At 35.8% G+C, this 19,436-nt stretch carries 19 protein-coding genes; 1 reads left to right on the forward strand and 18 read right to left on the reverse strand.

What is annotated here, in order from left to right:
• Positions 1-7: 7 nt before the first annotated feature.
• The 12 genes from ERK18_RS00835 to ERK18_RS00890 all read right to left on the reverse strand — a co-directional run bounded on the left by ERK18_RS00835 (position 8) and on the right by ERK18_RS00890 (position 11,780).
• Positions 8-1,375 carry a UDP-N-acetylmuramoyl-tripeptide--D-alanyl-D-alanine ligase gene (locus ERK18_RS00835; protein ID WP_187153884.1) on the reverse strand — a complete coding sequence of 456 codons (1,368 nt, stop codon included), beginning with the start codon at positions 1,373-1,375 and terminating at the stop codon, positions 8-10.
• A 131-nt stretch (positions 1,376-1,506) separates the two neighbouring features.
• Positions 1,507-1,755, reverse strand: coding sequence for a type B 50S ribosomal protein L31 (locus tag ERK18_RS00840; RefSeq protein WP_034981446.1), 249 nt, complete (start codon positions 1,753-1,755; stop codon positions 1,507-1,509).
• Between the two features lie 115 nt (positions 1,756-1,870).
• Positions 1,871-2,716: a transporter substrate-binding domain-containing protein gene (locus ERK18_RS00845; protein ID WP_187153885.1), complete on the reverse strand. Its 846-nt coding sequence runs from the start codon at positions 2,714-2,716 to the stop codon at positions 1,871-1,873.
• Between the two features lie 10 nt (positions 2,717-2,726).
• On the reverse strand, positions 2,727-3,467 hold the full coding sequence (locus ERK18_RS00850; RefSeq protein ID WP_034981449.1) for an amino acid ABC transporter ATP-binding protein: 741 nt from the start codon (positions 3,465-3,467) through the stop codon (positions 2,727-2,729).
• 5 nt (positions 3,468-3,472) lie between these two features.
• Entirely contained in the window at positions 3,473-4,150 is a 678-nt protein-coding gene (locus tag ERK18_RS00855; RefSeq protein ID WP_187153886.1) for an amino acid ABC transporter permease, read from the reverse strand.
• Complete coding sequence (locus ERK18_RS00860; protein WP_187153887.1) at positions 4,131-4,790, reverse strand: amino acid ABC transporter permease; 660 nt, start codon at positions 4,788-4,790, stop codon at positions 4,131-4,133. Before ERK18_RS00860 ends, ERK18_RS00855 begins: the two co-directional genes overlap by 20 nt.
• Before the next feature lie 369 nt (positions 4,791-5,159).
• Complete coding sequence (locus ERK18_RS00865; RefSeq protein WP_187153888.1) at positions 5,160-6,068, reverse strand: L-lactate dehydrogenase; 909 nt, start codon at positions 6,066-6,068, stop codon at positions 5,160-5,162.
• Positions 6,069-6,218: 150 nt separating this feature from the next.
• Positions 6,219-7,133: a ribokinase gene (gene rbsK, locus ERK18_RS00870; RefSeq protein WP_187153889.1), complete on the reverse strand. Its 915-nt coding sequence runs from the start codon at positions 7,131-7,133 to the stop codon at positions 6,219-6,221.
• A 125-nt stretch (positions 7,134-7,258) separates the two neighbouring features.
• Positions 7,259-7,729, reverse strand: coding sequence for a PTS sugar transporter subunit IIA (locus ERK18_RS00875; protein WP_187153890.1), 471 nt, complete (start codon positions 7,727-7,729; stop codon positions 7,259-7,261).
• 10 nt (positions 7,730-7,739) lie between these two features.
• Complete coding sequence (locus ERK18_RS00880; protein WP_187153891.1) at positions 7,740-9,452, reverse strand: glycoside hydrolase family 3 protein; 1,713 nt, start codon at positions 9,450-9,452, stop codon at positions 7,740-7,742.
• 17 nt (positions 9,453-9,469) lie between these two features.
• On the reverse strand, positions 9,470-10,915 hold the full coding sequence (locus tag ERK18_RS00885; RefSeq protein ID WP_187153892.1) for a PTS transporter subunit EIIC: 1,446 nt from the start codon (positions 10,913-10,915) through the stop codon (positions 9,470-9,472).
• 1 nt (position 10,916) lies between these two features.
• Positions 10,917-11,780, reverse strand: coding sequence for a PRD domain-containing protein (locus tag ERK18_RS00890; RefSeq protein ID WP_187153893.1), 864 nt, complete (start codon positions 11,778-11,780; stop codon positions 10,917-10,919).
• A 289-nt stretch (positions 11,781-12,069) separates the two neighbouring features.
• Here ERK18_RS00890 and ERK18_RS00895 point away from each other — a divergent pair, with 289 nt between their 5' ends.
• Positions 12,070-13,377, forward strand: a complete 1,308-nt coding sequence (locus ERK18_RS00895) for an APC family permease (RefSeq protein WP_187153894.1) — start codon at positions 12,070-12,072, stop codon at positions 13,375-13,377.
• A gap of 99 nt (positions 13,378-13,476) precedes the next feature.
• Here the strand turns inward: ERK18_RS00895 and ERK18_RS00900 are convergent, their stop codons facing one another.
• The 6 genes from ERK18_RS00900 to ERK18_RS00925 form a co-directional block, all read right to left on the reverse strand.
• The gene (locus tag ERK18_RS00900; RefSeq protein ID WP_187153895.1) at positions 13,477-13,866 is read right to left on the reverse strand and encodes a DUF3021 family protein; all 390 of its coding nucleotides are present in this window, start codon (positions 13,864-13,866) and stop codon (positions 13,477-13,479) included.
• A gap of 2 nt (positions 13,867-13,868) precedes the next feature.
• Positions 13,869-14,321, reverse strand: coding sequence for a LytTR family DNA-binding domain-containing protein (locus tag ERK18_RS00905; protein WP_122052792.1), 453 nt, complete (start codon positions 14,319-14,321; stop codon positions 13,869-13,871).
• A gap of 1 nt (position 14,322) precedes the next feature.
• Entirely contained in the window at positions 14,323-15,168 is an 846-nt protein-coding gene (locus ERK18_RS00910; RefSeq protein WP_187153896.1) for an ABC transporter permease, read from the reverse strand.
• Positions 15,169-16,023: an ABC transporter ATP-binding protein gene (locus ERK18_RS00915; protein ID WP_187153897.1), complete on the reverse strand. Its 855-nt coding sequence runs from the start codon at positions 16,021-16,023 to the stop codon at positions 15,169-15,171.
• A 163-nt stretch (positions 16,024-16,186) separates the two neighbouring features.
• Positions 16,187-17,764: an ATP-binding cassette domain-containing protein gene (locus ERK18_RS00920; RefSeq protein ID WP_187153898.1), complete on the reverse strand. Its 1,578-nt coding sequence runs from the start codon at positions 17,762-17,764 to the stop codon at positions 16,187-16,189.
• Positions 17,754-19,355 (reverse strand): ATP-binding cassette domain-containing protein, encoded by a 1,602-nt coding sequence (locus ERK18_RS00925; protein WP_187153899.1) that lies wholly within the window; start codon positions 19,353-19,355, stop codon positions 17,754-17,756. Before ERK18_RS00925 ends, ERK18_RS00920 begins: the two co-directional genes overlap by 11 nt.
• Positions 19,356-19,436 lie beyond the last annotated feature (81 nt).

Genomic DNA, 19,436 nt, shown 5'->3' on the forward strand with positions numbered 1-19,436 from the left:
ATTCTCCTTATCTAAGCCGTTCTACTACTTTTTCCAGGTGCATCCCGTGGGAGCCTTTCAAAACAACAATGTCGTTCGGCTTAATATCATTTTTTAAATCTGCAATCAATCGTTGCATCTGATCTTGTGGGTAATAATGCAAGTTTTTAGGCTGATAACTTTCCTTAAGCGCAGCTGCCAAATGCGCCATTTCTGTACCATATAAATAAACTTCATTAATCACTTGGGGATCAAGACAATCTGCTAGACCTGCATGAAGATCAGCTGACCTGTGCCCTAATTCTAACATATCACCCAGAACAGCGATTCGCCGACTACCTGCAGGTACCTGAATTTGACCAAAACTGGTAATTACAGCACGTACAGCAGTCGGATTGGAATTATAGACATCACTCATGATGTCTTCTCCAACGTCGCCTTTTTCCCATTCCATTCTGTCAGCTGTCGGAGTAAATTTTTCCAAAGCAGTAGCTATTTCTTCATCACTTTCACCAAAATGCCTGCCAACACAAAGAGCAGAAAGTGCGTTAGAAACATTGTGTTTGCCAATCATCGGAATAGTAAATTTATGATCAGAGTTATTAATCGTAAAAGTCGCATGATGCTTGTAGCTACGATAGCCTGTCGCATAGACTGTATCATTTTTGGCAAAACCAAAGGTAACTTTATTTTGAACTATTTTAGCTGCCCTTTCACGCAAAAGTGGTTCATCCCCGTTATATATTAGTTCGCCATCTTCACGTAAAAAGTCGGTAATTTCCATTTTAGCATCGGCAATTGCTGCACGTGAACCTAAAAATTCAATGTGAGCTTCGCCAATCATCGTAATAACTGTAACGTCCGGATGGGTCAATTCACTTAGTTGATGCAGTTGTCCAGCATGATCCATACCCATTTCTAAAACCAAAATTTCTGTATTTGGTTTCATGTCTAAAATAGTCATGGGAACGCCAATTTCATTATTAAAGTTGGCATCAGTTTTATGAACATTAAATCTCTTCGCTAAAACAGCTGCCGTCATATCTTTAGTAGTAGTTTTACCATTTGATCCAGTAATACCAACAACAGTGGGATTAACCTTATTCAAGTAGTACTGTGCCAGTTGCTGCATGCTAGTTAACGGATCATCAACTTCTAAAACTGCGATACTATCAGGTTTATTAGGGTGGCCCTTTTGCCACAATGTAGCACTTGCCCCATTGCTAATTGCACTATTGATATAATCATGACCGTCTCTATCGCCCTTTAGCGGTACAAATAAGCCGCCTGCAGCGATTTTTCTAGAATCAAAGGCAACAGAAGTAATAACGGTCTGGTCATTGCCTTCACACTTTGAATTTATTGCTTTGGCTATCTCTGCCAGTTGCATTTTCATCTTTTTATCTCCTAGCCGAAAAGAGTTTTTTGCTAAAGTACTAATTATACTCCTTATTTAAGTAGTATAACAATTATGCTTTACATAAAAAAGCAGCCCCAATGGGACTGCCTTCCACCAGATTGAAGATATTACTTGTTGTTCATGCCATACTTCTTGTTGAACTTTTCGATTCGACCATCGGCCTGAGCAAACTTTTGCTTGCCAGTGTAAAATGGGTGAGAATCTGAAGTAATTTCAACCCGAACTAGTGGGTAAGTTTTACCTTCATAATCCACTGTTTCTTTTGGCTTTAATGTTGAGCCAGCAACAAACTTAGCACCAGTTGCTGAATCCATAAAGACTACTTGTTGGTAATCTGGATGAATATCTTGTTTCATATTTATTACTCCTTTGCCATGACTCCTATTTCAAGTCATAGATTAATCGATTAACGTTTAATACCTTATCATCTTTAAAGGCAAAATTCAAGACTTATTTATTATAGCAGCTGCATCAATTTAAAACAATGTCGCTCGGCTTAACTTCTTTGCCAAAGTATGGTTTGAGTTCTTTATTGTAATCAGTAGTAAAGAATTTTTTATTTGCCAATTTAGTAATTTCTTTATTCGTCCAATTTAAAAGAGACTTGTTACCCTTTTTAACCGCAGGAGAAATGAATTGATTAGGGCCAATATTTTTAATTCCAACAGTGTAATTAGGATTCTTCTTTACCCAAGCATAAAGATATGAATTATCATCAGCTAAAGCAGCAGCACGTTTGTTTTTAAAAGCGTTGAATTGCTGCGTTTTGGAGTCAAATTTCAATAAGTCTACACCGCCCTTTTTGGTAAAGTAATTTTCTGCGGTTGTGCCCTTGTTGACAATCAAGTTTTTACCCTTTAGCTGAGAAGTGCTTGTAATTGGTGCATTCTTAGGAGAAATAACTCCAACTGATACCTTCATGTATGCCTTAGCAAAATCAACAACTTGTTTACGCTCAGGTGTTTCTGTGAAGTTAGCTAAAACAATATCGGCTTTATTTGAATTAAGAGTATCTACGCGATTATTCGCATTAACCTGGGTAAATTTCACTTTAACACCCAAATCCTTAGCCATTTGACGTGCAAGAAGGACATCATAACCAACACGGTTGCCATGATTATCAACCCAACCATAAGGAGGCAAATCACCAAATACGGCAACTCGTAAAACGTCCCGCTTTTTAATCGCACTCACGCTGCTTTCATTGGCATTACTGCTATTATTTTTTGATGACTTGATACCAAAAAATGCGGCAACTGCAATAATTAAAACTACTAAAACACCAATAATAATATTTCTGCTTTTATTTTTCTTCATTATTTACTCCTTAAAAGTCCATACTAGTCAAGAAATCACGAGCACGATCTGTTTGGGGATGTTCAAAAAACTCTTTACCAGGTGTATTTTCCAAAATTTTGCCCTCTTCTAGAAATAAAACCTGATCTGCTATTTGGCGTGCAAAGTTCATTTCGTGAGTTACGATAATCATTGTCATATGATCAACACGTGATAAATCAGTCATAATCTGTAAAACACCTCGAACCATTTCTGGATCAAGAGAAGCGGTAACCTCATCAAACAGCATTACTTCGGGGTGCATTGCCAACGCTCTGACGATTGCAATTCTTTGTTTTTGTCCACCAGACAATTCACGAGGATAAGAATCAACGTATTTTTCCAATCCTACGCGTTTTAACAGTTGCAGAGCCTCTTTTTTGACTTCTTCCTCAGATCTTTTTTGTACTTTTACCGGTGCCAGCAAAACATTTTCAAGCACGGTAAAGTTAGGAAACAAATCATAACTTTGAAAAACCATGCCTATTTTTTGACGTAAAGCCTGCCAATTTTTCGCATCGGTTTCAATCTTTTGTCCTTTAAAATAGAGCGAGCCACTTTTAAAATCTTCCAAGCCGTTTAAGCACCTAATTAAAGTACTTTTACCAGAACCGGAAGGACCTAATAATGTCAAAACTTCACCTTGATGCAGAGTAAAACTAATATCATGTAAAGCTTGCCAATCACCATAAAACTTGTTTAGATGTTCAACGCGTAAAACTTCTTTTGTCATTTATCTCACCTGTCCTGCCTTGCTGCTAGCCGTTTAGACCATACTGATAACGGATAATCTATTAAGAAATATAAAAAGAAAATCAAACCGTAAATCCAAAATACAACTGTCGGATATTTTTGGTTATTAGCTTCAATAATCTGTTGTCCAATCGCGATGACATCCATAATACTGATCATCATTAATAAAGAGGTAGTTTTAATTACTCTTGTAGCCAGATTAATAGTTGCCGGTAACTCAAGCTGCACGGCTTGGGGCAATAAAACGTAGCGAAAAAGCTGCACTTTGCTTAAGCCCAAAGCTAAGCCTGATTCTTTTTGAGCAATAGGAACTGATTCTATTGCTCCACGAACGATATCACTAAACTCAGCAGCAACCCATAGGGCAAAGGCCAAAACTGCCATCCAACTGGCAGGCCAATTGATGTGAAAACTGCGCGGTAAAATATAGTAGAACAAAAATAATAGTACGATCGTGGGAACTATCCTGAAAAATTCCAGATATAGCCGCAAAATAAACCGAATTATTTTATTGGGTAAGGTGCGCAATACGCCTAGGAATGTACCTAAAACAAGACCAATAACCAAACTAACACCTGCAATCCAAACAGAAGTCCACAAGCCTTGTAAAATTCTGCTAAAGTTGTTGCCGCTAAAGAAAACATTAATCGCCGAATGTGCCATAACGTACCTTCCTTTCTAAATAATTTAAAAGTAAAATAATTGGAATTAAAATAATTGCGTAGGCAATCACCAAAATTAGCAAATACTCATTTGTCCGGTAATACATTCCAATTAGGTCCAGAGCTGTATTGGTTAATTCAGGAATAGCAATTACTGAAAAAATGGAAGTCTCTTTAATCAGGAATATAATGTTTGCTGTTAAGGCAGGCATACTTAGCGCAAAGCCTTGCGGAAAGACAACATAACGGGCCAATTGCAGATTATTCATCCCTAAAGCTTTACCATCATCAATCTGAGTGGCACTGACCCCAGCAAAACCTCCTGTAAAACCTTCAGCCATATATGCTCCACCAAGAAATACCAGACCAATAATGCCGCAAGTTTGGGCTGACATTTTTAGTCCAATAACTGGAAAAGCATAGTATAGGAAAAACAATTGAATTAATAAAGGTGTATTTCTTGCTAACTCTACATAAGCTGTTATTAGTTGACTCAAAATTGGTACTTTAAAATATTGGATTAAACTGCAGAAAACTCCCACTACAATAGAAAAAATTATGCCAACAGCAGACAACCAGATAGTCAGTTGAAAAGCTTTTGCAAAAATAGGCAAACTTTGATTAATAATTTGCCAGCTCATTTTTAACCTCCCCCTGCAGTACTTAAATGGACTCAGAAGTCTCATTATTTGTCACAGTAGTTCTAACAAAACAAAAGGCCTGCGGATACTTTATTCGCAGGTCCTAAATACTTATTGTTTTAAATTTGAGTGCGAATACTAAAAGAAACAAATATTTTGCAAATGATCTAATGAAATACATTTCTTTTCCAGTCTTTGCATTTGTTTCATTAACTGCACTTCTTTCTAAAACATCTATCAGTGCTTCTTATGCTATGCTTTTACTTACTTTTTGTCAATAACTTTGCTTAATATTACTCTCATTTTCTATCTTTGGGCTAATAAAAAACGCGCTTGATTAAACGCGTTTGGTCTATTTATTTAATCTTCTTAAGACTGTGACTTTTCTTTAATTGCTGCAGCAGATTTTTCCAACAATTTTTCTTCAGCTGGAGTTAGCTGTAAATTAATTTTGTGAACTATGCCTTTTCGACCAACAATTGCAGGATAAGACATGTAAGTACCATACTTTTCTTGGTAACTTGATACTGGTAATTCTGTCCGTGAATCTGTTAAAACGGCCCGCACTATTCTCACCGCAGCAGCCGAAACCCCATAATTAGTGTAATGCTTGCCCATAAACACATTTTGACCACCAAATTTGATTTCATCTTCTAAGTCACTTGGCTGCCATGATTCATTTTTAGCCAATTCAGTTAATGGCTGTTCAAATACTTTTACTGTTGACCAGGCTGTAAACTGAGTATCGCCATGTTCACCCAATGCAAAACCACTCACAGAACGAGGATCAACATTAAACTTTTTAGCAACAACTTTTTTCATTCTTGCTGTATCAAGTAAAGTACCAGTGCCCAAAACATGTTCTTTGGGTAAACCAGTTAATTGCTGATAAAGACTGGTTATTGCATCTACTGGGTTGGAAATAACAATCAGAATACCGTTAAAGCCACTATTTTTGATAGATTCTGTAATCGGACTTAATTGCTTTTTATTATATTCAAGTTCTTGGAACCGATCACCCTTTGTTTCTAATGATATTTTCCCTAATGTACTAATCACAATGTCAGCATCTTTCAATGCTTCGTAATCATTAACAATGATGTTGGTATGATATGGCAGGTTGGCCATTGCATCTTCAAAATCAATGGCATCAGCGTTTACCTTACCCTCATTTACATCGATCATTACCAAATCATCCACTAAATCTGAAATAATCAATTCATGGGCAACGGTACAACCAACGTGACCATCACCAATAATACCTATTTTTGTTGTCATAATAAGTGCCTTTCTTTTTAAACCTGTTAAAATATTTCAACAAACTTTTTGAATACATCATCATTATACTAAGATAAGACAGCAAAAAATACTCTAAAAACATTAAATAAAGCATTCTTAATTTCTGAAACTAAAATTCAAAATCAGACATTAGTTACCAAGTTTGATATCTTTTGCATAAGGTATTGAAGGTTGAGCACCATATTTTTGCACAGTAATTGATGAAGCTTTATTAGCAAAAAGAACTGCGTCTCTTAAGTTAGAAAAATCTGGCCGCAATAAACTTGTCATTGCACCAATAAAAGTATCTCCGGCTGCTGTAGTATCAACAGCCTTGACTTTAAAAGCCGGAACCAGCTCTCTTTGATTTTGATAGTCGTAAAATGCTCCTTTAGCACCGATTGTAATAATGACCGTTTTTACGCCCTGATCATGTAGCTTGGCAGCAGCCATTTGCGCAGTTTTTTCATCAGTCACCTTAATCCCAGTGATAGTTTCAGCTTCTGTTTCATTTGGAGTAATGATATCAGTAAGCTTTAACAAATCAGCAGGGATTTCAGCCATTCCAGGAGCTGGATTCAAAATTGTTTTTACCCCTGCCTCATGAGCAATTTCGAACCCTTTAATTGTTGCAGCAAGTGGGGTTTCAAACTGTGCGATAAGAAAATCAGAATCTTTAATCAAATCCTGATTCTGCACAACTTCAGCCGGGCCAAAAGCATAATTTGCACCAGCATAAATAGTAATTGAATTCTGACCACTATCATCTACTGTAATAAATGCTTGTCCAGTTGATTCTTTTTTAGCTGTGATAATACCCTGGGTATTAATGCCTTCACTTTTGAGTAAGCCCAGCATTTCTTTTCCCGGTGCATCGTCACCTACACCACCAATAAAGCTAACTTCACATCCTGATCTTGCCGCAGCCACCGCCTGATTTGCGCCTTTTCCACCCGCGGCTGAATAATGTTCTGACGCATGAACAGTTTCACCTGGTCTGGCCATTTGTTTAACGCGCAAATTAGTATCTAAATTAATACTGCCAATAACTGTAACTTTATTCATTTAAACTTTAAAACCTCTTAATTAGCTTAACTTTCAAATAACTTATTTCTACCAAAAATAATAACACATTTGAAATTACCCTCAAATGTGTTATTAATTTTATTAATGTATATCTCCTAAAATATCTATTTAGGCAAAGATCCAATCACTGTTTGTGAATTAACCTGACCCATATTAGTTTGGTCAAAATCAATATTCTTATTATTCAAAATAATCACAATTACGTCGGTCTCCTTGCCCGCCTCTTTTGTCCGCTTTAAATCGAAATTAGCAAGTAACTGACCTCTTTTGACCTTATCACCCTTCTTTACTTTAATGGTAAAAGGGGTTCCGTTAAGCTCAACGGTGTCAATGCCCATGTGTATCATTATTTCTGTTCCATTTTTACTTTCAATGCCAATAGCATGTTTGCTTGGAGCCAACATAGTTATAACTCCCGTAATTGGAGAATAAATCTCCGTATCCGCAGGAACTACCGCAAAACCATCACCCATTTTTTTAGAGGCAAACAATTCATCATTAACTTCAGCAATTGTTTTAAAAAGACCTGAACATGGGGAATAAATAGTTTCATTTCTCTTGAAAAAATTAAGCATATTTCCCTCCCTAGATATGTGTATCCCAATAAGTGCAGAATGCATTAACTGGACTCTTACCTTTAAATGGAGATTTGCCTAGCAACTTATCTACTAAAATTGCTGGAACATATTCATTTGCGGTATAAGCATTGATATAAGTTTTTACCATTGGAACATCCTGCAAGTGATATGGATTAGCGATTGAAATAAAAATAGTAGGGATTTCATGTACAAACCAAGGAACGTTATAGCCCATTGGCTTAAGCCAATTTAACCTGACGGTTGTTTGATTGCTGGCTGTTTTAACATTAGCAAAATATATTACAGTATCAAACCTGGCTTTTAGTTCTCTGACTGATCCATTAACCATTAAATTCTTTAAATCTTCATTTTCAGGATCAAACACAGTTACATTAAATCCTTCATCTTTTAGTCTTGTAATAAAAATACTTGAAACAGGAGGTTTGCCACTAGCACTGACAACATCACCTATAACGAAAACCAGAATCTTCTTGTTTTTCTGCAATGTTAAAGGTAGAACATCTTGCTTATCTTTAACTAAAGTAATTGACTCATCTGCTAATTCTTTAGCCCATTTAACATGTTCTGGACATTTTAAAACTTTTAAAGCCTCTTTTTCAGGAACCAAAGTATTATTTCTTTGCTTTAAAAATAAGTGCAATGCTTCTTTTGTAGCTAATACTCTAGTAACAGCATCATTCAATCTGTCTGTTGATATTACGCCCTCGTTCACTGCATCAAGTACAAAATTAAAATCTTCTTCCAAGTCTCTGGTAAATAAAAGCATGTCACAACCAGCATTAATTGCTTGAGGCAACAGCTCTGCTCTTTTTCCTTGTGAACTAAAACCGGCCATGTTAGTAGCATCACTTGAAATCAAACCATTAAATCCTAGTTTCTCTCTTAATAAATCATGAAGCAATTCGTATGATAGAGAACCAGGATAAATATCTTCATCTTTCACATCTGGATTAAAGTATCTGGTATAAGCAGGTTGATAAATGTGACCGGCCATTAACGTCAGTGCTCCATTATCAATCATTGCCTGGTAGATCCTGCCATATGTTTTATCCCAATCAGAAACGCTTAGTGAGTTAACTGATGTCAGAAGATGCTGGTCGCGGTCATCAACGCCGTCTCCTGGGAAATGCTTAATTGCGACTGCCATACCTGAACTTTGGCATGCTTTCATATATTCCTGGGCCATTGATATGACAGTATCAGGATTATCACCGTATGTTCTAACGTTTATGATCGGGTTAGCAAAATTTTTATTAAAATCTACTACTGGAGCAAATGACCAATTACATCCCACAGCGGCGCCTTCACGAGCAGAAATTAATCCTAAGCGGTATGCATTCTTTTTATCATTAGAAGCCGCTACTTCAATTTGCCTGCCGTAAAATGTCCCATCAGTACCTATGCCGTCTCCACCAGATTCAAGGTTGGCTCCAAGCAAGAGCGGTATTGGGGAAACTTCCTGAATATAACGCTGCAAGGCCTGAATGCTAGAACTCTTTTGCGGACGAAACATCATGCCACCAGGCCGATAGTTCTCAATAACCTCTTTTATTTCTTGTTCGGTTGAATAATTGCCCAATAAGCAAAATAATTGGCCCACTTTTTCTCTGACTGTCATCTTAGACATGAGCAGTTCAATATTATCAATCTGCTCATCTTTCAAGTAGAATGGATTGCCCTTTAAATTTATTTCGGTCATTTGCAATGCTCCTTTTCTTAAATATTATTTGTTTGCTTTTTTGGTTTGCAAAAAATGAGGGTTAAGCAAAATGAAATTGCCATGGAAATTAATACTACTATCACTGCACTAATAATATCGGAAAAATTAGTAGCATTAGGAGAAAGGAAGCAAGGGAAAGCGAATATACCTTGTCCACCCATTTGATAAAATTTAACTCCCATTAACATTGCTAAAATACCACCAATAGCTGAAGAAATACAACTAATGAAAAATGGTTTTTTCAGTGGCAAAGTAACACCATAAATTGCCGGCTCAGTAATCCCAAAAATTGCTGGAAAAATTGAAGCAATAGTATTGCGCTTCTGCTTAGTATCTTTAAGGATCAAAGCCAGTGCACAAAGCGCTGCAAGCTGAGTAAAAGGACAGGCTATATTGGCGGCAAAAATAACATCAAATTTTTGTGTGGCTAAATTGTTCAGTACTATTGGGATAATGGCATTGTGCACGCCAAAGATTACTAATATTTGCCACATTCCTCCAATAAAGGCACCTAATAAGATTGGACTAAGTTTATATAACTCTTTTACAATCCAAGCAATAATATCTGACAACCAAATTGATACTGGACCAACTACTAATAAAGTTAGTGGCACAATCACCAATATGGTTATTAATGGTACAAGAAAATTTGCCACGGATGCCGGACTGATTTTTTTAGCAAAACGTTGGACATAAGATGCTGCCCAAACTGCAAGGATAATAGGAATGACAGTCGAAGTATAGTTATTTAACAAAACAGGTATATGTAAGAAAGTTAAATAAGCCTTAGTTTGAAATATCGTACCCGACAAAACTGTTGCTGCAGCTTTTCCTGACATTGCCTGTATCAAAGTAGGATAAATAATTGCCGTACCAATAACAAGCGAGGTCATTTGATCAACATGAAATTTTTTACCAGCAGTAACCGCTAAAAATACTGGGAAGAAATAAAATAATGCATCTCCAATAGCATACAATATAATATATGTGCCATCTGTATTCTTTAAGACACCCGCTGTAGTCAAAATTGCCAGTAGTCCCTTAACCATACCGCTTGCACATAAAACGCCCAAGATCGGCACAAAGATACCAGATAAAAGGTCTACTGCTTTATCCCATAAGGACTGTTTTTTATCAATTAGTTTCGTATCTTCTTTCAGGGCCTCTTCGTCTGCTACAGTTTCTCCTCCGCTAAAGTGGTAGAGGCTGTTAATCTCGTCAAAAACTGATTCTACGTGCATGCCAATCACTATTTGATATTGCCCGTTAGCCTGGATCACGTCAACTATTTCTTCGTTTCCTTTAAGGGCTTCGGTATTCGCCTTGCTTTCATCTTTTAAAACAAAACGCAATCGGGTAAAACAATGAATTAATGAGACAACATTGTCCTTTCCACCGATGTTTTTTACTATAAATTTACTCAATGAGGTATATTTTCCCATTTTATTTCTCCTTTGAGATTATGTTTTTCAACATATTGTGAATATGAAGTACTAAATAGGCGCGTTCTTCCTGATAAATGGTGATGCCAAATTTTTGAGCAAAGTCATCACTGAGACTTTTCACACAATCTTTTTCCCTTTGATATTGTTTATCAGAGAAAACAACTAGCAGAGAAGAATTAACGTCATTTTCTTTATAATCATTATCTAAAATTCTTTGAGCAAAAAAACGAACATGAGTATCAAAGCGCTGATAATACAGTGGATCTGCTTTCTCAGCAAAATCGATCTTAAAATAATCAAAAACGTAATTCGTAACCCAATGAACTATCTCAACTACACGATAACCGTTAAAATCTCCCTTATTTTCCAACTCACTGTTCACTACATGTAAAGCAATTGTGGCTGCTTCGTCTTCAGCCAAAATGCAACCAGTCATATTACGAATTAATTTGATGCCAAAAAGACCAACTTCAAACTCTTGAGGGTAAATCCTTTTTATATCTAAAATCAATGGATTCGAAATTTTTATGCCCTTTTTAGCCTGCTCAACTGCTCTGTAAATATGATCAGTTAAAGCTACGATTAGACTTTGATTTAACTCCTGTTTTAACTTTGATTTTGCCTTGTCAACTATGTCATTAGCAATTGCATAATATTCAATTGGTATATTAACCAACAATTTTGCCATAGCTGAGGAGATCTCTTGAGGTAATACTGGAAAATAATATTCTATTTTGCTTTCATCAACTTCATCGCCAACATGTTTTCCGAAAGCTATTCCTCTTCCTGTAACAATTAATTCTTTACCTTTGTCGTCGACTACAAAAGAAACATTATTGTTGATCCCACGCTTAATAAACACTCAATTCTCCTCCTTTCAATAAAAAATAAAAACCTGCTTGCACACAAGAACCAAATTGATGATTTAAATTGTGTGACAAACAGGTTTAGCTTACTTAATAATCATTAGTAATAACTATCCGATAGTCATGTTTATTTTACCCGATCAAATGGGTTATGTAAATATAAATTAGCAAATACTGCGTAACGCTTTCAGAAAAAGTTTTTTTAATTTTCAAATCATCATCTTTTAATTTTGTCTATCAAAGCATATAATTACTTTTATCATTCAATTTAAGTAAGGTAAAAATATGAAAAGACAACTAAACTTTTTCGCCGCTCTAGCCACTGTCATGGGCACCATGATTGGTGGCGGTGCTTTTTTCAAAATTGCTAACATTTCAGCTTTAACTCACAATGCCTGGCTAAGTATCATAGTGTGGCCATTTGCCGGTTTCATTACTCTAATGGCAGGATTAAGCATAGCTGAGTTAGCGTCAATATATCCCAAAGATGGTGGACCCGTCAGATATCTGGAAGAAATATATGGTCCCAAAGTTGCCTTTTTGTTTGGCTGGTCGCTAATAATCGTCTATTATCCGGCAAATATCGCTGCACTTTCAATCGTATTTGCGACCCAACTAAAAGAAATACCGCATTTTAAAGACTTATCTACTACAGTGATTGCTCTAATCGTGATGCTGGCAATTCTTTTGATCAATTGGATCGGATCAAAATTGAGTGGTCAGGTACAAAAAATAACTTTAGTTATCAAACTATTGCCGATTGCTGCAATAATAATCTTTGCTTTGTTTTATAGTGGACCTAATCAGCTAGCAGGTGCCCCAGCGCCTAAAATAGCATCTGCTTCGGGAGCTATGGCCTTCGGACAAGCTCTTTTAGCTGTGCTTTTTGCTTATGATGGTTGGTTAAGTATCGGCAACTTAGCAAGTGAAATCAAAAATCCCGCAAAAACTTTAGCCCAAGCTATTATTTGGGGACTTTTTGGAGTAACGATCATTTACACTCTTCTTAATTGGAGTTACGTTAGAGTTATTCCCTGGTCAAAAGTTGTAGGTAATCAGACAACAGCTCTACTTACCGCCAAAAAATTATTTGGTAGTGTGGGGGGTACTTTGGTTGCTACAGGTATTTTAGTTTCAGTGTTTGGTGCCATTAATGGCCACCTTCTTTTGGGATCCAGAATGCCTTATGTTTTAGGCAAAGAAAAGAAATTGCCAGCTGCAAACTTTTTCAGCAAATTAAATTCTAAAACTATTGTGCCTACCAACAGCATGATTTTTGAATGCGTAATTGCAACCATTATGATTTTTTCTGGTACATTTGATTCATTAACCAACATGCTGGTTTATGTTTCCTGGATTTTTTCAATATTATTATTTTTAGGTGTCCTTATCTTACGTAAAAAACAACCAGATCTTTTACGACCGTATAAAACTCCCTGGTATCCCATTCCGCCGATTCTAGGAATTTGTGGTGCTTTATTCATTGTTGTTACCACAACGTTAACCCAGCCACTTTTGTCACTTACAGGTATTTTACTGACCCTTAGTGGCTGGCCGGTTTATGTTTATGTGCAAAAGAAAAATCGAACTTAATTCAAGTATTAAAAACTGTATTAAAGACTTTTATAGAGATAAAAAATATAGCCTTGGAGTTTTTTTCTATTCCAAGGCTTTTATATATTTCAAAATTATTTATTTTTTAGAATTTCTTTTTTTAATTCTAGAATTGATTTTATTCACCGTGTGTACTTGCGACAGAATAACGATCAGCCAAATAACGATATAAACTAAGACAAAGACACCAACCAACCAAAAATTAATCGGCCACTTATTTATCCAGCACATTAATAACACCAGCAAAAATGTGCCTATGATATGAACACTAAAGGCAATAGCAGTTGGTACATCCATTGCAAAAATCATTGATAAAATTCCTATTAACCCTGAAATAATAAAAACAGAAATAACACCTAAACGGGTAGGAATACTAGGAGAAGCAAAAGTCAGTATGATCAAATAAGTAGCTGCACCAAAGCCCACACCGGTAAAGAAATAGTTAATGAAATTACTTAATTTCCTCATTTTTATAGCCCCAATTCTTTTTTTAATGCCGGCAAATATAATCTGGAAACGTCAGCTTTTAAATTATTTTTTAAAAGTGCGATCATATTTCCTTCAAAGCCTACTTCTATCGATTCCAGAAAATTAATATTGATAATGCCATGTTTAGAAACCTGAATAAACCCATCACCCAATTTTTCAAGTACCTGATATAAGCGACCAGTGGTTTTTATTATGTCTTTAGTAGTATAAAATGTGATATCTGTTGTTTGGATTTCTACTTTAATAATCTCAGTAGGTTTAATTGTGACTATGCGGTCTTCTACCTTAATTGGTAAAAGATGATATTTCTTTTCGCCGAATTTATGCAAATAATCTATTAAATTATCAACTACTTCACTTTTTTGAGCTGCCTTAATTTCAACTTCAATGTCTTCTTTGTTTAAAGCAGAATCTGTCTTAAATTCAATCTTCACTTTACTTATTGCGCCTTCTATCAGTGATAAGCGAAAGCATAATAATCACTAAAATTAGTATTGCAATCATTAATAGCAAAACAAGCATATTATTTAGCCTGTTACTATTAATTTTGAACTGTATCCCTAAATAATTAATTAAATGCCGTTTTACATTAGTGGGGAGAGTAGCTAATGTCGGTTTAAGTAAAAAGCCTCTTAGAGCAGCTGCCTCATAACTACTTGGTACTAATTTTACCAAATTTTGTGCTCCAGAAACCAATATACCATATGGTAAATAAGTCGCAACCGCGAAACCGGCAGCGGCACCTAAAACAGTAGAAAATCGGCTAAAAGTAGTACTGGAATGCATGAACAGCACAATTATCTCATCGAGTAAAGTCGCTGCAATTGCACCCATGAAAATAAATACAAGCCCAGGTAGGTATGCTTCTTGCGGAATTCTTACTTTATCTACCAGTGCAAAATACGCAGCCATCACAATAAATGTAATTATTTGCATAAGAAAGCTAACTACTACCCCGCTCAAAACATATGCAAGATTCTGTTTGAATTGTGATAAACCCGTCAGTTGAAAATCGGCAACAGCATGAGTTTCTTGATCAGTAACTTGCTGGCCAAGAGCTTGAAAAGCCGTAGTAATACCAGAAACTGCAACAATACCGGCTATCATCCACAAATCTAATATTTTAGTAACATGTGGTAAATTTTGCCAACTTTTTTCTAGATTGTTTTGCAAAAAGCCAATATAAATAAAGAAAGATATCAGTGCACCGAGGCATGACATAATTACACCAGTAATGTTAGAAAAATAGATTTTTAAATTTCTGCGAAATAAAGCAACCATTTATTGTATCTCCTTCCCAGTTATCTGCAAAAATGCATCATTGATAGTTCCTTTAGAATAAGTAAAGTCAGCGATATTTTCCTGATTGTTTTTTAATAATTCAACGGTTTCTTGAGCCGATAGAGCATCAATTTCAACTTGCTTACGATTAAGCCGAATAACTTTTTGATTAGTGTTCAAGGCCTGAATGTTATCAACAGTAAGTATTAATTTATTAGGAGCAAATTCATTCTTGATCGTTGCCGCAGAACCACTGGCTAAGATTTGACCATTTTCAAGAATATACATTTGATCAGCATTTTCAGCTTCTTCTAAATAATGCGTTGTCAAAAAAATAGTGAGTTCTTGTTGTTGTTGCAGTTTGGTTAACAATTCCCAAATAGCATTTCTCGTTTGAATATCAAGCCCTGTAGTTGGTTCGTCTAGAAACAGTAAATTCGGTTTACTTATCAACGCACGGGCTATATCTACCCTTCTTTTTTGACCACCTGATAAAGTGCCAAACTTTTGCTTTAAAAAGTTTTTAATGCCGATTAAGTCAATTAATTGTTCAAGCCATTCCTGTGAAAATTTGGGGTACATCTTTGCTCTTAAATAAAGATTATCTTTAACTGTTAACTCGTTATCTAAAATGCTATTCTGAAAAACTAAGCCTATTTTCAAATCTGCCGCATATGAAATGACACCTGAAGTAGGCTTTAATAATCCGGTTAGCATATTAATCGTGGTAGATTTACCCGCACCATTTGTTCCTAAATAAGCAACAAGCTGTCCCTCTTTAATTTGAATATTTGCTTTATTCACTGCAATTTTTTTACCAAATTTTTTAGTTAATTCCTGAGTTTCTATTAGCATAATTAACACCAACCTTTTTAATTTAAATTAATCATACTAATAAAAACCAAATTTGAAGCACAATATATAATAAGTGAACATAGAAGAAACACAAAAAGCTAAAAATAAGACATGAAAATAAAAGGTGTTAATCAAAAATTTGATTAACGCCTTTTAACTATCACTATTTACTTAAATGAATCTCGCGGTCAAATAAACTTTGCAGTTTTTCATCGAAATTATGGGCGATGAAAATGACAGTGCCCGGCAATTTAAGAAGTTCTTGCAGGATTGCTCTGGTTCCCTCCTGATCAATTGCACTTGTGCCTTCATCAATTAACAGAATCTTACTGTCATGTATCTGCGCGCGCGCCAAAATAATTTTTTGCCTTTGACCGCCAGAAACATTTAGTTTTTGCAAGTTTATTTCTGTATTCAAGCCATTAGAAAACTTGGCAATATCTGGGCCCAACCCTACTGCTAGAGCAGCAGGTTCGGCTAGTTGATTTAACCGAGGATCAAACATCGTAATATTGTCTTTAATGGTGCTGGGAAATAAAACAGGATCTTGGGCAATGTAGCCAATTTTAGCTAAATCAGGTTTAATCACTTTTCCCTCTTGATCTTTAAATGCTATTTTCCCCGAACTCGGTGGCAAAATCCCTAAAAGCAGCTTAAATAAAGTTGACTTGCCTGCACCGCTGTCACCTGATAGCAAAATTTTTTCGCCATAATTGACAGTGATATCAGGGAACTTTAGAGTTTCACCATTAGGAAAACTAATTGCCAAATCTTTTGTACTAAAAGCAAAAGGTGCCACTAAGTTTTGCCCATCAGTTTTTACTGACAAAGTCGCTGCTGTGACTTTATTTCTTAAAGTTTTACTGCCCTTAATTAAGCCAAAATAGAATGGCAAGTATTCGATTGCCAGCGAAATATAGTGGCTAAAATTACCGATAACCGCAATCGCACCAAACGTGACTAGTCCGCTTTTAATTAAAATACCCGTCCAGACGAACAATATCAGGATCATAATTTGCGCAACACCATTGGTAATAATGGACAGAACTTGTTGTTCCTGTGTCTGCTTGAGGTTGGCTTTTTCTAAGTCGCGTGCACCTTTATGCATTACGCTAGTTAATTTATCGCCAGCAAGATACCGCTCTAGTTCAGCAATACCGCTTAGCCATTTTTCAATCAGATCCAAATACTGCCTATTTTGATGAGATACTTTCTCCGTAGCTCTTTGCAGCGGCTTTTCAATTATTTTAGGTAAAACAAGGGAAACTGCTACCGAAATTAAGATGAGCAACAACAAACTCCAGTGCATCGTCAGCAAGGCAATTACTGAGAAAATAACATAGCCCAGAAAATTGCAAATGACCGGAATCAAGTTAAAAGACTGATTGTTAACCGTATTAAGATCATTGGTCAGACGATTTTTAACTTGCGAAGTTTGATAATTTTTACGGTCATGGTAGATATGACTTACCATTTTGCTTCTTAACGTGTGATTAAATTCTTGAATTTGTCGTGTCAATAAATATTCAGAGCCCCAGTCAAAAGCATACGATGAGAGATAAGCTAACGTAGTAAAAGCAATGATTAACAGCCACGCTTGACCGTCATGTTGGCGCAAGGCGGTAAATTCCCACATATTTAAGTATGATGCGCCAATTAAAACCAAAGGTTGTAAGAGGCTAAAAAGCACCATAGATATGAAACGAATTCGATTGGTATGAAAGAAGTTTTTAAAAGTCATTGTGGTTCTCCTTCTGGCTTGCTAACCGAATCGTTTTATCAAACATATTTTTAACTTCAGAATTAAGATTATGAGCAATCATGATCACAGTCTTATTAGTGTGAACAAGTTCAGCAATAATTTGCTTAGTTGCTTTACTATCAATGGCACTTGTCGCTTCGTCCAGCAAAATAATTTCATCAGCGAAAACTTCTGATCTGGCAAGGATAATCTTTTGTCTTTGACCACCGGATAAATTATTCTTATCCAAATCAACTTGGGTATCAGTCCCTTGGGGAAATCTCGCAATGTCGCTCTGCAATTGCACTTTATTAATTAAATTAGGTACTTGATCCAACAACTGCTGGTGAAACATCACGATATTTTCCGCAATTGTTCCTGGAAACAATTGCGGATCTTGAGCAATGTAACTGATACAATTTAAATTTGGTTGAAAAGCTTGCCCTGCTTTATTTCTAAAAATAATTTGCCCTTGATAGGGCTTGATCTTACCCAAAAGAGCTTGAAAGAGTGTTGACTTGCCTGTTCCGCTTTCGCCTGCAAGCAAAACTTTTTCACCCTTATTGACCACAAAATCGGGATATTTAATTATTGGACCATTAGGATATTTAAGCGCCAAATTTTTAATTTCAATTTGGGCAATTTGAGTAGATGAACCTTTTTGTCTTGATTCAGTGTTAGAAATCAGGCTAGCCGTAGTTTGATTGATATTTTTAGTGGATTTAATCTTGACGGCAGCACTTGTAATAGAGGATACAGCTGAAAAGATACCAAAAGCAAAAGAAGTCGAAGCTAATGCCGCCCCAATTTTTATTTGACCAGTTAAAAATAGGATACCCGCTAAAAAGGCGATCGACATTTGTCCTAAAGTATTACCAATTCCATTAATTGTATTAGAAGCACAGTTTTTATTGATTTGATTGACTTTAGACTTTTCCAACTTCTCAGCGTAGCTGCTCATTTCTTTATTTAAGATCGTCCAAGCATGATACCGCCGCAGTTCATTTAAACCATTGATCCATTCACCGATACCAGTTAAAAAAGTGCTAGTATTTTTCATCACTTTTCTACTTGCCTCTGAAGTCATGCGCGCCATTATTTTGGGCAAGCTTAAATCTATTAGAACAAAAATTGCAGTTAGTAAAACAAAAGACCAATTTAAGCTAAAAAGGACGCCAGCAGAAAGCAAGATGATAAATAAATTACTAAGAACATTAACCCACGGCAGAGCAAAATCGCTGGTTAAAGTATCGAGATTGCTTTGCAGATAATTCTGCATTTGCGCGACTGTCGCATCGTTTTCAGTATAAAAATGATCTACCATTTGCCCTCTTAATTGATCAAGATATTCCTGAATCTGTGCGTTAAAAAGGTAAGTTGCTAAAGGCAGAATAAATACACCACAAACTACCGGGATAAATTCAATTAATTGCCAGCGAATGTAAACTGGCAAATTGCCGACGCTTAATCTATTAACTACAAATTGAAAAAAATACTGATCAAGTGAGCCGGTAACAGCAAAAATAAAATAAAGTAAGATAATAAAAATTGCTCGTTGTTTATTAGAGCCAATCAGTACCTTTAATGTCATGTGCTTGCGTCTTTCATTTTATGCTAAATCAATTTTATTAAATTTATATAATATAATTTTTAAAATTAACAATTTAATACT

The organism is Lactobacillus kimbladii, from assembly GCF_014323605.1.
Lineage (GTDB): Bacteria > Bacillota > Bacilli > Lactobacillales > Lactobacillaceae > Lactobacillus > Lactobacillus kimbladii_B.

What these genes read in the sequence shown, in the direction of transcription:
- ERK18_RS00835 (WP_187153884.1), bottom strand. Translation starts at nt 1,375, where the DNA reads ATGAAAATGCAACTGGCAGAGATAGCCAAAGCAATAAATTCAAAGTGT.
- ERK18_RS00920 (WP_187153898.1), bottom strand. Translation starts at nt 17,764, where the DNA reads ATGACTTTTAAAAACTTCTTTCATACCAATCGAATTCGTTTCATATCT.
- ERK18_RS00880 (WP_187153891.1), bottom strand. Translation starts at nt 9,452, where the DNA reads ATGACCGAAATAAATTTAAAGGGCAATCCATTCTACTTGAAAGATGAG.
- ERK18_RS00910 (WP_187153896.1), bottom strand. Translation starts at nt 15,168, where the DNA reads ATGGTTGCTTTATTTCGCAGAAATTTAAAAATCTATTTTTCTAACATT.
- ERK18_RS00855 (WP_187153886.1), bottom strand. Translation starts at nt 4,150, where the DNA reads ATGGCACATTCGGCGATTAATGTTTTCTTTAGCGGCAACAACTTTAGC.
- ERK18_RS00865 (WP_187153888.1), bottom strand. Translation starts at nt 6,068, where the DNA reads ATGACAACAAAAATAGGTATTATTGGTGATGGTCACGTTGGTTGTACC.
- ERK18_RS00875 (WP_187153890.1), bottom strand. Translation starts at nt 7,729, where the DNA reads ATGCTTAATTTTTTCAAGAGAAATGAAACTATTTATTCCCCATGTTCA.
- ERK18_RS00840 (WP_034981446.1), bottom strand. Translation starts at nt 1,755, where the DNA reads ATGAAACAAGATATTCATCCAGATTACCAACAAGTAGTCTTTATGGAT.
- ERK18_RS00925 (WP_187153899.1), bottom strand. Translation starts at nt 19,355, where the DNA reads ATGACATTAAAGGTACTGATTGGCTCTAATAAACAACGAGCAATTTTT.
- rbsK (WP_187153889.1), bottom strand. Translation starts at nt 7,133, where the DNA reads ATGAATAAAGTTACAGTTATTGGCAGTATTAATTTAGATACTAATTTG.
- ERK18_RS00900 (WP_187153895.1), bottom strand. Translation starts at nt 13,866, where the DNA reads ATGAGGAAATTAAGTAATTTCATTAACTATTTCTTTACCGGTGTGGGC.
- ERK18_RS00860 (WP_187153887.1), bottom strand. Translation starts at nt 4,790, where the DNA reads ATGAGCTGGCAAATTATTAATCAAAGTTTGCCTATTTTTGCAAAAGCT.
- ERK18_RS00850 (WP_034981449.1), bottom strand. Translation starts at nt 3,467, where the DNA reads ATGACAAAAGAAGTTTTACGCGTTGAACATCTAAACAAGTTTTATGGT.
- ERK18_RS00885 (WP_187153892.1), bottom strand. Translation starts at nt 10,915, where the DNA reads ATGGGAAAATATACCTCATTGAGTAAATTTATAGTAAAAAACATCGGT.
- ERK18_RS00915 (WP_187153897.1), bottom strand. Translation starts at nt 16,023, where the DNA reads ATGCTAATAGAAACTCAGGAATTAACTAAAAAATTTGGTAAAAAAATT.
- ERK18_RS00895 (WP_187153894.1), top strand. Translation starts at nt 12,070, where the DNA reads ATGAAAAGACAACTAAACTTTTTCGCCGCTCTAGCCACTGTCATGGGC.
- ERK18_RS00845 (WP_187153885.1), bottom strand. Translation starts at nt 2,716, where the DNA reads ATGAAGAAAAATAAAAGCAGAAATATTATTATTGGTGTTTTAGTAGTT.